This window comes from Advenella kashmirensis W13003, assembly GCF_000506985.1.
Lineage (GTDB): Bacteria > Pseudomonadota > Gammaproteobacteria > Burkholderiales > Burkholderiaceae_B > Advenella > Advenella kashmirensis_A.
Window position 1 is genome coordinate 90,974 of record NZ_KI650979.1, and the last position, 12,488, is coordinate 103,461.

Annotated in this window: 11 protein-coding genes; 5 read left to right on the forward strand and 6 right to left on the reverse strand. The window is 54.2% G+C overall.

What is annotated here, in order from left to right:
* Positions 1-45 precede the first annotated feature (45 nt).
* The 3 genes from W822_RS24655 (at position 46) to W822_RS24665 (ending at position 3,770) form a co-directional block, all read left to right on the forward strand.
* On the forward strand, positions 46-864 hold the full coding sequence (locus W822_RS24655) for a sterol desaturase family protein (protein WP_024003153.1): 819 nt from the start codon (positions 46-48) through the stop codon (positions 862-864).
* Positions 865-1,056: 192 nt separating this feature from the next.
* Positions 1,057-2,889: a glycine betaine ABC transporter substrate-binding protein gene (locus W822_RS46650; protein ID WP_024003154.1), complete on the forward strand. Its 1,833-nt coding sequence runs from the start codon at positions 1,057-1,059 to the stop codon at positions 2,887-2,889.
* Positions 2,886-3,770, forward strand: coding sequence for an ATP-binding cassette domain-containing protein (locus W822_RS24665; RefSeq protein ID WP_051401565.1), 885 nt, complete (start codon positions 2,886-2,888; stop codon positions 3,768-3,770). Before W822_RS46650 ends, W822_RS24665 begins: the two co-directional genes overlap by 4 nt.
* 4 nt (positions 3,771-3,774) lie before the next feature.
* Here the strand turns inward: W822_RS24665 and W822_RS24670 are convergent, their stop codons facing one another.
* The 3 genes from W822_RS24670 to W822_RS24680 form a co-directional block, all read right to left on the reverse strand.
* Positions 3,775-4,521 carry an ABC transporter substrate-binding protein gene (locus W822_RS24670; RefSeq protein WP_024003156.1) on the reverse strand — a complete coding sequence of 249 codons (747 nt, stop codon included), beginning with the start codon at positions 4,519-4,521 and terminating at the stop codon, positions 3,775-3,777.
* Between the two features lie 150 nt (positions 4,522-4,671).
* Entirely contained in the window at positions 4,672-5,715 is a 1,044-nt protein-coding gene (locus W822_RS24675) for an Ldh family oxidoreductase (RefSeq protein WP_024003157.1), read from the reverse strand.
* Positions 5,716-5,740: 25 nt separating this feature from the next.
* On the reverse strand, positions 5,741-6,733 hold the full coding sequence (locus W822_RS24680) for a Bug family tripartite tricarboxylate transporter substrate binding protein (RefSeq protein ID WP_031241944.1): 993 nt from the start codon (positions 6,731-6,733) through the stop codon (positions 5,741-5,743).
* 123 nt (positions 6,734-6,856) lie between these two features.
* Between W822_RS24680 and W822_RS24685 the strand changes: the two genes are divergently transcribed.
* Positions 6,857-7,747 (forward strand): LysR family transcriptional regulator, encoded by an 891-nt coding sequence (locus W822_RS24685; RefSeq protein ID WP_024003159.1) that lies wholly within the window; start codon positions 6,857-6,859, stop codon positions 7,745-7,747.
* Here the strand turns inward: W822_RS24685 and W822_RS24690 are convergent.
* From W822_RS24690 to W822_RS24700, 3 genes are all read right to left on the reverse strand, one after another.
* Entirely contained in the window at positions 7,741-9,690 is a 1,950-nt protein-coding gene (locus W822_RS24690) for a TRAP transporter large permease (protein ID WP_024003160.1), read from the reverse strand. The two genes, W822_RS24685 and W822_RS24690, sit on opposite strands and share 7 nt — an antisense overlap.
* Positions 9,687-10,310, reverse strand: coding sequence for a TRAP transporter small permease subunit (locus W822_RS24695; protein WP_024003161.1), 624 nt, complete (start codon positions 10,308-10,310; stop codon positions 9,687-9,689). The genes W822_RS24690 and W822_RS24695 overlap by 4 nt, the downstream gene beginning before the upstream one ends.
* Positions 10,311-10,388: 78 nt before the next feature.
* Entirely contained in the window at positions 10,389-11,543 is a 1,155-nt protein-coding gene (locus W822_RS24700) for a TRAP transporter substrate-binding protein (protein WP_024003162.1), read from the reverse strand.
* 271 nt (positions 11,544-11,814) lie between these two features.
* On the opposite strand from W822_RS24700, the gene W822_RS24705 reads away from it, so the two are divergent.
* Entirely contained in the window at positions 11,815-12,471 is a 657-nt protein-coding gene (locus W822_RS24705) for a GntR family transcriptional regulator (RefSeq protein ID WP_024003163.1), read from the forward strand.
* The last annotated feature ends 17 nt before the right edge of the window (positions 12,472-12,488 follow it).

Genomic DNA, 12,488 nt, shown 5'->3' on the forward strand with positions numbered 1-12,488 from the left:
TTCACTATTACAGACCATTCTGATTATATTCAGGGAGTAACCATCATGATGACCAAAAGACAGAGAGAATTTCGGGAGCAATACAAAAGCGATATCAGCCCCTTATACAACGGGCTGGTACATATTGGCGTGATGTATGCCGTGGGCATTGCGGCTGTCATCTACTGTATGTCGCATCTGGGCACGGCCAGCTGGGAATATTTGCTGATTATTCCCGTCTTTCTGGCAGGCAATTTCGTGGAATGGGCCATGCACACATACGTCATGCATCGGCGGATCGATGTGTTCGCATTACGTGCGATTTATGAAAGGCATACCCGTCAGCACCATCAATACTTTACCGATAATGACATCACGATTGACTCAACGCGGGAGTTCAGAATAGTCTTCTTTCCCTGGAGAGTGCTGCTGACCCTGGGCGTCGGCGGGCTGGGACTGGGCTATCTTGCCTCGATCATTATCAATCCCAATGCCGGATATATCGTTTTTCTGACGATGGTCATGCAGTATATGGTATATGAAACCTTTCACTACTGCTGCCATGTCCACGACAACTGGTTTGTCAGGAATGTGCCCTTCATCAATACGATCCGTCGCCATCACACCGCCCATCACAACATGGGCCTGATGATGCATTACAACATGAACCTCACTTTTCCGATTGCCGACTGGTTCATGAAAACAAGCGATCTGGATCGCGGACTGCTGGGCCATCTTTTCAACGGCTACAGCGAAAAACATATCAAGGAAGAGCTCAAACCGATTATCAGAAAATATCGAAATGATGATGCCAGCGTTTCCCTGGATGGCCCCAATCTGACGTCGGAAGAAGAAACTGTGCTGAACAGGGCAATGGCCCGCTAAACGTCCCAGCACGGACAAGCCCATGGCAACTGCGATCTGCCTGTGACTCATCAAAACAATCAAAAATGACACAGGCAGACGCAAATGATGGGTAAATGATGCCTATTTGCATCAATATACGCACCGAACCTTGCACCATAGCCAAATGCCAGTTGTAATTGACAGATCACGCAAATTGCAAGGGCCCGGCCGATGTTACAGCGTATCGCGTTTGTTTTCTTTATTTTCTTTTCCGCACCTGCCCTAGCTGCGTGCGATGTACCGATCAAATTCGCCTCCCTGACCTGGGAAAGCGGGCAATTCACCAGCGCTGTATTGCGACTGATTGCCGAACGCGGTTATCAGTGCAAGACAACCGAAGTGCCTGGTTCGGGTCCGGCCCAGGAAAATGCGCTCGCCCAGAACGACATCCAGGTGATCGGTGAGGTATGGGTCGGCCGCTCCGACGTCATGAACAAAGCCCTGGAAGAGAAAAAAGCCGAGATGGTGGGCGACACCCTTAAAGGTGGCGCGCAGCAAGGCTGGTATGTGCCCGATTATGTATGGGAACAGAATCCTGAGCTGCGTTCCTACAAGGACCTTGAACGCTTTTCCAGCCTCTTTCTGGATTCCGCCAGCGGGCGCAAACCCCGCTTCATGAACTGCCCTTCGGGCTGGACATGTGAAATATTCAACACCCGCCTGCTGCACACCACGGGTCTGGATAAAACCTACGACAATGTCCACCCGGGCACCGGCGCCGCACTGGATGCCGAAATCTCCTCGGCCTACGAACAGAAAAAACCGCTGCTCTTTTATTACTGGCAACCCACGGGTTTGATGGCCAAGTATAAGTTCAAGGCACTTGAGTTTCCAAAAAATGAATCCGAATGCTGGAACAGCCTGCTGGAAAAAGATGGTGACAAAAACTGCGTGACGGGTTTTCCGGTATCGAACCTTTCCATTGCCGTATCCACCCCGTTCAAGGAAAAACATCTGGACCTGATGCAGTTTTTCGGAAAAATCCAGTTCACCGCAGATGAGCTGAACGGCGCAATATTACAAATGACAGAAAACAAGCGTGATGGCACTGCGCAGGCGGAACTGTTTCTGAAGGCGCATCCCGAAGTCTGGAAAAAATGGGTTAGTGCCGACGCAGCAGAAAATCTGCAGGAGTGGACCGGGCAATCAGTCGCGACAAGCACCATTTTCCCGGACTGGTCCATCGAGAACGGTCTGAACAGCGGATTGAAATCAGTGGTGGGTAAATATGGCGAATCATTTCGGCAAGTGAGCGGCTTCATTACCCGCTACCTGCTGAGCCCGACCGTACAGGTGCTCTCTGCCATACCGTCGTGGCTGCTGATTCTGGCAACCGCGATACTGGCCTGGCATAGTACACGCTCGATCATCTTTGCAGTGATCTGCGCGATCGGGCTCTTTGTGATTGGCGCTTTCGGCCTGTGGACAGCCTTGCTGCAAACGCTCGCATTGCTGATTTGTGCAGTTATTTTGACTGTCATCATCGGAATACCAATAGGGATATTCGTCGCCGGGCGTCCGCGTGTCTATCGCGTTCTTCAGCCTGTGCTGGACATCATGCAAACAATGCCCAGTTTTGTTTATCTGATTCCTGTGCTGATGCTCTTCGGACTGGGCAATGTTCCGGCCTTGTTTGCGACGATCATTTACGCCATCGCGCCGCTGATCCGCCTGACGGCGCTGGGCATTTTGCAAATCAGCCGCGAGATGCACGAAACCGGTACGGCATTCGGCACCAACCGCTGGCAAATGCTGCGCTGGGTCATTCTGCCGCTGGCCAAGCCCAGTATCATGGCAGGGATCAATCAGGCGGTCATGATGTCGCTATCCATGGTGGTGCTGGCCTCCATGATTGGCGCGCCCGGATTGGGAGAACAGGTACTGGAAGCCGTGCAGACATTGAACGTCGGACAGGGCGTACAAGCCGGTGGCGCCATTGTGATTCTTGCCGTGATTATTGACCGGATCACCCAGGCCTATGGCAACCGCAGGAGAACACGATGACAACAGGCACAATCGACAACGCGCCCGACTCGATTCTGACGCGAACAGGCAACCCGGTTGCCAATGACCGTTTCATTCGGCTTGAGAATATCAATAAGGTGTTCGGCAAGCGCCATGCCAAAGCCATGGCTTTGCTGGAACAGGGATCGAGCAGCGAAGATATCACCTCTGAAACAGACTGCCATGTCGCACTGAGGGACATCAACCTGACGATCCCATCCAATGGCATCTACTGCATCATGGGGCTATCCGGCTCCGGCAAGTCCACCCTGCTGCGACATATCAATCGCCTGATTGACCCGGACACCGGCACCGTCTGGGTCGAAGATGTGGATGTCACCGCCCTGTCCATTCCCGATCTGCAGAAGTTCCGGCAGAAGCGGATTGCCATGGTGTTCCAGCACTTTGGACTATTGCCGCATTTTACCGTGCTGCAGAATGCCGAGTTTGCCTTGCGTGTGCGTGGAGTGCCGAAACATGAACGTGCCGAACAGGCGCGATATTGGCTGAACGAAGTTGAATTGTCCGGCTACGAATCGCATTATTATGACGAGCTGTCGGGCGGCATGCGTCAGCGTGTGGGACTGGCTCGCGCCCTTGCCGCCGGCACGGATATTCTGCTGATGGACGAACCCTTCTCAGCGCTGGACCCGCTGATCCGGCGCAAGTTGCAGACCTTGCTGCTGGATTTGCAGGATCGGCTCAATAAGACAATTGTGTTTATCACACATGACGTAGAGGAAGCCCGCATCCTGGGAGGCACCGTCGCCCTGCTCAATCAGGGCAGACTGGTGCAAAGCGGCAGCCTGGATGAACTGGCTACCCACCCCGCCGACGACTATGTGTCCAGTTTCATGAGCGTGGCGACCGAATCGGCATAAGCGGTTAGTCTGCGGACCCCGCCGGTGGTGCAACAGAAGCGCCTTCAATACCATGACGCTCAAGCGCTTCTGCAACAAACCCGGATGCCTTCATGTCTTCAACGAATGCAGCCAGGAACTGCGCAGGGGCCGCGCCTCGACCTTTGGGAACCCCCATGGCCTGCTGGATGACCATGAAGCGCCCCGGCAGCAGACGCAGACCGCCCAGGCGGGACGCATCGGCCTGCAGTTGTTGTTTCACCCCGGCTGCCACTTGCGCATCCTGTTTCCGATAGACATCCACCACGGTGGGCGATGTGGGCGCACGCACAATGGTGGCGTGCTTCAGCTCACGCGTCAGATACAGATCGTAAGCACTCCCTTTACCCACAACCACATTAACGCCCGTTCGGTCCACTTCCGCATTATCCTGCAAAGCCGAATCCTCTGCGACCATATACGCTCCCTCGATCAGGACATACGGGCTGGTGAAATGGATGCCTGCTCCGCGTATCGGATCAATCGCAAAAAAACCGATATCTGCCTGATCATTGCTCACGGCCTCGACAGACTTGCCTGCGGAGTCAAATACACAAAATTCGACAGGAACGCCCAGGCGCTGCGCAAAGGCATTGGCCAAATCGATCGAAACACCATAGGGCTGCCCGCCCTCACGGTCTCGTCCGGCCAAAATCGGGTTGCCGACATTGATGGAAGCCCGTAACACGCCTGTCGGGGTAAAAGCCTGGGCGATAGCAGGGTCTATAGACATAAATCGATCTCCTCATAACAGTATGCACGCCGGCACCGCTATCTGCGTGGCCATGGATGCGTCGAACCGGACGGACCAGTGTCTCGTGCCGAAAAAAGCAACAATCGCTATCTTACGAAAGAAGTAGGCTTTCGTGTTGTGACGCGACGTCTAATCCTGCATGACGCTGAACCCGCGCAACATTCTCAACACGTTTGGATCTACTTTGATACCATTAGTATGTTGCTCCGCCATGCGCGTCAATTCAATTTCACCTGGCACAATCACCGGTTGCGAGTCATCGACGGCAGGACTGTCATGCAAAATGGCTGCAAAATCTGTCATTCGCTGGCTCAGCCACGCAGCAGCGCCGAGCTGTCTGGTATCAATCAGAATAAAGAAATGTCCCAGATTCTGCGGCTCATCGGGTGCATCGACCCACGACTTCACATGCGTCAGATAGGCGGCATTAGACAAAACCCCGGCGAATAAATCCACCATTAACGCAAGGCCGTAACCCTTGTGTCCGCCAATCGGGAGCAAAAACCCGTTTAATGCCTCGGCCGGGCTGGTGGTCGGATTGCCATTTCCATCTGTGGCCCATGTTGAAGGGATACTTTGTCCATCGCGAAGCGCATTGCGGATTTTCGCACGGGCGACAACGCTCATAGCCATGTCAAGTAAAAAGGGCTTACCATCCGGATTCGGAATGCCAAATCCCAGCGGACTATTGCCCAACCGCGCGTCGCTTCCTCCCCAGGGCGCAATTGTTGTCGTTGCATTACTCCCGATAATACTCGCGAAACCTTCCTGTGCAGCAAGGTAAGCGTACGGGGAAACAGGTCCGAAATGGTTGCTGCCACGGGCAAATGCCACACCGATACCGCACGCCTTGGCGGCACTCTGCGCCGCTCTGAGCGCATGCATGCCTACCAGGGGTCCCGTTCCATTGTCCCCGTCCACCATCCGGATGCCCGGCGTAATATTCACGGTCGTGATATTGGCCGACGCATTGATGCCGCCGGAACGCAATCGTTCGCCATAAGACTCTACTCGGCTCAGTCCATGGGTGGACAGGCCGAACAGATCCGCCAGGACCAGAACTTTCACCACATCCGCAGCGGCTTCCGGGGGCAGCCCCAGCGCCCTGAATGCCTGATTGCCCAGGGAACTCCATTCGGACTCTGCAACGCGCGCTTCTACTCGTGTATTCATGTTATTTCCGTTGAAAGTGTGTTCATCAGTTCGATTGGAGATTGGCCTGGCGGACGACTTTGCCCCAGCGCACCGCCTCGTCGTCAATGAACGAGGCGAACTTTTGCGGCCCCCAGCCCACCATTTCACTTGAATCATGTTCCAGACGGGTCTGCACGGAAGCCGAGCGCAGCGCCTTGAGCGCCTCCTGATTCAACCGATCGATGACAGGTTGGGGCGTACCAGCCGGCGCCAGCAAACCAAACCATTGCGAACTCTCAAAACCCGGATAGCCGCGTTCAGCCACTGTCGGGACATCAGGAAGCACCTCCAGACGCTTGCGGGATCCAACGGCAATAATATGCACCTGCCCTGCCTTGGCCAGCGGCAACAGGCCGGGCGTACCCGCCGAGGCCGCCTGTGTTCTGCCCGCGATCAAATCTGTGATTTGCGCGCCGGTACCCTTGTACGGAATATGCTGTACCTGAATACCCGTCGCCGTTTTCAACATTTCAAATGCAAGGTGGCCTGCACTGCCATTCCCGGCCGATCCATAATTGAGCTGTCCCGGCTGTTTCCTGGCCATTTCGATAAATGCCTCGAATGTCGTGACCGGTACTTGCGCACTGACCGCGAAAATCATTGGCACCTTGGCCAGTAACGTAATCGGAGCGAAGTCCTTCTTTACGTCGTAGGGCAGATTGGGCATCATCGCCGGATTGACCGCCAGTGTTCCCACGTGCCCCAGGACCAGCGAATAGCCATCCGGCCTGGCCCGGGCGACGTCCTGCATGGCAATCACCCCCTGAGAGCCGCCTTTATTCTCGATCACCACTGCCTGCCCGAGTCCCTTGGCCATTTCGGCACCAATGGCGCGGGCAATGACATCCGAGCTGCCACCCGGTCCGTAAGGCACCACGATACGCACCGGACGCTCGGGTTCCCAGACAGCGTCGGCCCGGGCCGCGCCAAAAGGGATCGTTGCGGTGGCAGCCACGGCCAAGCCGGCAAACATATATCTGAATGCATTTGATTTCATCGCCTGTCTCCTCATTGAACGATCTGTCGTATGCACGACAATCTGTTTGTAATGGAAGCGATTATGAGGAACGCCGAATATATAGTAAAGTGCAAAAAACCGATCAATTATTGTTGAAAACGCATGAAATTCGATTTGATAGATTTAAAGGCCTTTCTTGCCGTCGCGGATCTGCGGAGTTTTCGTGCAGCCTCCGAAGCGCTCTGCCTGTCCCAGTCCGCGCTGTCCAGACGCATCGACAAACTGGAAACGGCACTCTCGGTCCGCCTGTTTGAACGGACAACACGCAAGGTGGAACTGACCACCATTGGACGGGGATTCGTACCACGTGCAAGAAATGTGCTGAATGAACTGGAGAACGCGCTAATCGGCATGGAGGACGTGTCAGACAGATTGTCCGGCGAAGTCACCATCGCGTGCGTTCCGTCTGCGGTGGCCTATTTTCTGCCTGCAGTCATTCAGCAATATCACAAACGCTATCCACGCATCAGGGTGCGGGTACTGGATGAACCCTCTACGTCGCTTCTGGCCACCGTCGCCAATGGCGATGTCGATTTTGCGCTGACGTATCTTGGCGTGCAGGACGCGGATGTCGAGTTCCACCCGCTGCTGGAAGAGCCTTTCGTGGTCGCCGTGCCCCGGGCACACCGTCTGGCTGGTCGTCCACGACTTGACTGGGCAGATCTGAACGAACAGGATTATATTAGTCTGGCTCAGGGCAGCGGCAACCGCTTTCTGATTGATCAGGCCCTGGCCCACACCACCAGCCAGCCTCGCTGGATATATGAAGTACAGCATGTTTCAGCACTGGTCAGTTTTGTTGCGGCCGGCCTGGGCCTTGGCGTGGTACCCCAGCTTGCCATGCCGCCCAAAAATGATGGATCTCTGGTCAGCATACCCCTGCACAACCCACCGATAAGCCGCACAATCGGATTAATGCAGCGTCGCGGTCGGGAACTCCGACCCGTCGCGCAATTGCTGTTTGACATGCTGTCTGAAAAACGAAATCAATAAAGCACTTCAGGCAGCCACAAACCGATTTTCGGAAACAGATACAACAGAATCAGCGCCAGTATCTGAATGCCCATGAACGGCAGCATCCCCAAAAAAATCTGATTGAGCGTGACATGCGGAGGGGCAACACCCTTCAGATAAAAGGCCGACATGGCGACGGGAGGAGACAAAAATGCCGTCTGCAGATTCAGTGCAACCAGAATGCCGAAGAACAGCGGATCGATATTGTAATGCGCCAACAACGGCAGAAAAATCGGCATGAAAATCACAATAATCTCGGTCCACTCCAGCGGCCAGCCCAGAAGGAAGATAACAATCTGGGCAAGAATCATGAATTCCACTGGCGTCAGGTCCATGGACACGACCCAGTTATTGATGATTTCCTGGCCTCCAAGCAACGCAAAGGCTGCTGAAAAAATACTGGACCCGACAAACAGCCAGCACACCATGGCGCTGGTCCGTGCCGCCAGATAGACAGATTCCTTGAGCATCGGCATATTCAGCCTTCTGTAGCACAGCGCCAGCAGAATGCCCCCGAACGCCCCCATCGCCGCCGCTTCCGATGGCGTGGCAAAGCCGAACACAATACTGCCCAGAACCGCCAGAATCATGATCGCCAGCGGAAAAAACGATGCAAGCAACATCTTGAAAATTTCGAGTCGTGCGAACGTAAACCAGGCATAAAACGCGATGATCAGTACCAGACCCACGGCAAAGACGATCCAGAAAACAGGCGACACACTCGGTTTTTCTGCCACAGGCGCGTTTGCTGGCGCGGCAGCATTGTTCTGCGTCACAGGCGCCGTGGCGCCCGGTGGCTCCGCGATACCGCCTGGCGGCTCTGCCTGTAAGGAGCCTGGCGGCTCGGCGAGCCCACCGGGCGGCTCTGCCAACCCCGCCCCTTCCGGCTCTTGCAACGAACCGGCGTACTGTATCGTGGATGGCGCATCCAGTGAACCCAACTCCATCAGCTCGGTGCTCTGCGTGGCCGTCGACGTCACAGAGAGCTTATAGCTCAGACCGACTGCGCAAATAAACAGTATGGCAGGGATCAACGTAATAAATAACTGCTTCAGTATCACAGAAGCGGGAATATCACGATTGCGATCCCCCTTGAGCGCGCGAGCCAGGCCTGGCAGCGCCTTATTGCTGATTGAGTCCTTGATTCGGGTGGCAAACTCCGGCAATGGAATGCGCCGCTCTTCTTCGGGCAGGGGCGGCGCCCAGGCCGGTTTGATTTTTGCCACCAGGATAATGTACAAGACATACATGCCCGCCAGCATAATGCCGGGGAAAAAAGCGGCTGCGTATAATTTCACAACCGATACTCCCGCGACAGCACCATATACAATCAGCAGCACCGATGGCGGAATCATAATACCCAGACACCCTCCCGCAGTAATGACGCCGGCTGAAAGTTTGATGTCATAGCCCGATTTGAGCATGGCGGGCAGCGCCAGCAAACCCATCAGCGTAACAACCGCACCGACGATACCGGTGGCCGTTGCAAACACCGCGCATGTGATCACCGTCGCCACCGCCAGTGACCCGGGAATTCTGGCCATGACCAGATGCAGGCTTTTGAACAGTTTTTCGATCAGATTGGCGCGCTCGACCAGATACCCCATGAAGATAAAAAGCGGAACGGCGATCAACACATCATTGGTCATGACAGCATACGTGCGCAGCACCATCAGATCAAGCGTTTGCTCAATCGCCAGTTTCGGCCCCATGCCTCTGTAGGCAAACAGCGTGAAAATCACCCCCATTCCCATTAGCGTGAATGCAGTCGGGAAACCCAGCATGATGGTGACCACGATAAGTGCCAGCATAAGCAAGCCCAGGTGGCCGTTGGTAATATCTGCGGGTGCCGGCATGAACACGACCAGCGCCAGGACAATTGCGATCAGAATACTGATTCCGAACCAGGCCTCTTTTCTCATGCTTTATCCCCTTGCCGGACAACGTACCGGTCTGCCTTTTCGATATCGGCATCCGTCACATTGACCATGTCTTTCAGTTTGTCCACGTCGACTTCTTCGACATCGATATCTCTGGAAGGCCAGTCGCCGCGCCGCAGGCACTGCACACAACGCACCACTTCGACAATACCTTGCGCAATCAGCGCGACGCCGGCAATGGGAATAATCGCTTTGAACGGGTATATGGGCGGTCCGTCCGCTGTGATTGTGGAGTGTTCGTTGATCACAAACGATTCGGAGGCGTAGTTATAGCCGGCCCACACAAGCGCAATCACGCCAGGGAAAAAGAACAGGATATAAAGAATAAGATCGAGCAATGCCTGCAGGCGAGGCGGAAAAAAACCGTACAGCACATCGCCACGGACATGACCGTTTTTACCCAGGGTATAGGCACCGGCCATCATGAACAGTGCTCCGTAAAGCATATTCATCACGTCAAATGCCCAGGCATGTGGGTTTTTAAAAGCGTAACGCGAGAATACCTCGTAGGTTACAAACAGCGTGAGAATCAATGCACACCAGCCAAATAACTGTCCGATCCAGGTGTTGACCTGATCGATACGACGCAGAATCTTTTTCATTCGCTGACTCCGGAGATAGGGCGGACAACAAGACGCGCGTCAACACCGGCGGAGCCCGCCGGCATCAACAAGACCGCACTAACTTTGGGCTTTCTTCACGAAATAATGGTTGTACGCCATGCGCCGATTATTGTTGGTATCCATATCCCACGCCACCGCCCGCTCGGCAAACTTGCGCTGCGACTGCTCGATCTCTTTGAACAACGCGTTGTTCTCGGCCTTTTTGGCGATGATGTCGTCCCAGGTCGTCAATTGCTGTTGAAGAATGGCATCCGGGGTTTTGTAGAACTTGACGTTATCCTCGGTTTTCAGCTTGATATAGTCCTGGGAATAACGGTCAATGGCTTTCCAGGACATATCTGCCGATGCAGCCTCAACGGCATTTTCAATAATGGACTTCATTTTATCGGGCAAGGCGTTGTACTTGTCCTTGTTGAAGGTAATTTCAAATGTCTCGGAAGACTGATGGAAACTTTGCAGCATGCAGATCTTGGATACATCCGGAAAACCCAGCAGCCGGTCAGAAGAGGCATTGTTGAACTCCGCACCATCAAGCAGGCCGCGGTCCAGCGCAGGCACAATTTCCCCGCCAGGCAAGGCATTCACTGCAGCACCCATGGCGGTGAACAAGTCAATGGCCAGACCGTTGGTACGGAACTTGACCCCTTTCAAATCCTCTGCTTTGGCGATGGGTTTCTTGAACCAGCCCAGCGCCTGGGTCGGCATCGGACCACTCAAAAAAGAGACAACGTTGCCGCCAATGGACTCATACAATTTGGCCAATAGCTCCTTGCCACCACCATACTTGTGCCAGGCGAGCAACATATTGGCGTCCATTCCGAAAGCGGGCCCGGACGAAAACAGGGCCAATGCATTCTGCTTGCCATAGCTGTAGCCCAGCACGCCGTGTCCCCCATCCAGCGTGCCTTTGGAAACCGCATCAAGCAGGGCAAAAGCCGGCACCACTGCGCCGGCCGGAAGCACTTCGATTTTCAATTCGCCCCCGGTCATGTCGTTGACTTTTTTGGCGAAGTCATTGGCGTATTCGTGGAAAATATCAACAGTGGGCCAGGTGCTTTGAAAGCGAAAACTGACCGGCGTCTGCGCACTGACAATGGCCGGAAAGCCCATTCCCGCCGCCGCGACCGATCCGGCTGCAGCTCCTCCCAGAAACCTGCGGCGTGATGATTTAGGTGTTGCTGCCTGACGTTTTTTCGCGATGCGATTTGTCATGATTGTCTCCGTTGTACTTGTAATCTAATCGTTATTAAGCATTTTTTCATACATGTTACAAACTGCGACTGCAATGAAGTTTATACGCACAGAATCGGACGTTGTCAAGAATATTCAGATATTTGTAAGTGAGCCAAATATGATTGGCTGCATGCGTTGACAATTGCAATAACAGCAAAACGCTGACCCCCATTCCCCGGTTTGCGCTTTGTCTTTTATCAGAATAATGATAATATTGGATCCAATTTAGGATTCAATAAATCACACAGCTATGATCAACAGCCCGGAAAAAGCCGCTACCCTGTCAGCAGAAAATGTGACCAACCAATTGCGCACGCTGATTTTGAATGGGTCACTCGGCATCGGCGTGCAATTGAAACAGGAAGCGCTTGCCCAGCAGTTTGGCGTCAGCCGTATCCCGGTACGAGAAGCCCTGAAAAGGCTGGAGGCAGAAGGCCTGGTCACCCATGCCGTCCATCAAGGATCCGTGGTTGCGTCGCGCTCCGTAGACGATCTGCTCGAAACACTGGATATCAGAATCGGGCTGGAGTCGCGTGCGCTAGTGCTGGCCATTCCTCATATGACACCTGCCGTTTTCAGAAAAGCCGAGACAATCCTGGCCCGCTACGATGCCAGCGACATACCGGGCGAATGGTCCGAACTGAATCTGGAGTTTCATCTTTGCCTGTACCGTCCTTGCGGGAAAAATCGCCTTCTTTCCATGATTGAGCATCTTGTGCGAAGCGTTGACATCCATTTGCGCGCACACCAATCGGCCGCGATCGGCAGGAAATCTTCCCAGAAAGACCACCGTGTGCTGCTGGATGCCTGTATGGCCGGCAATACCGAGCGCGCACGAAAACTGCTCGAACGCCACATCGCCCAGACACAGGAAGCGCTGCAGCAAACCCGACAGGTACAACCCTGATCACTCCAGTCAAACAT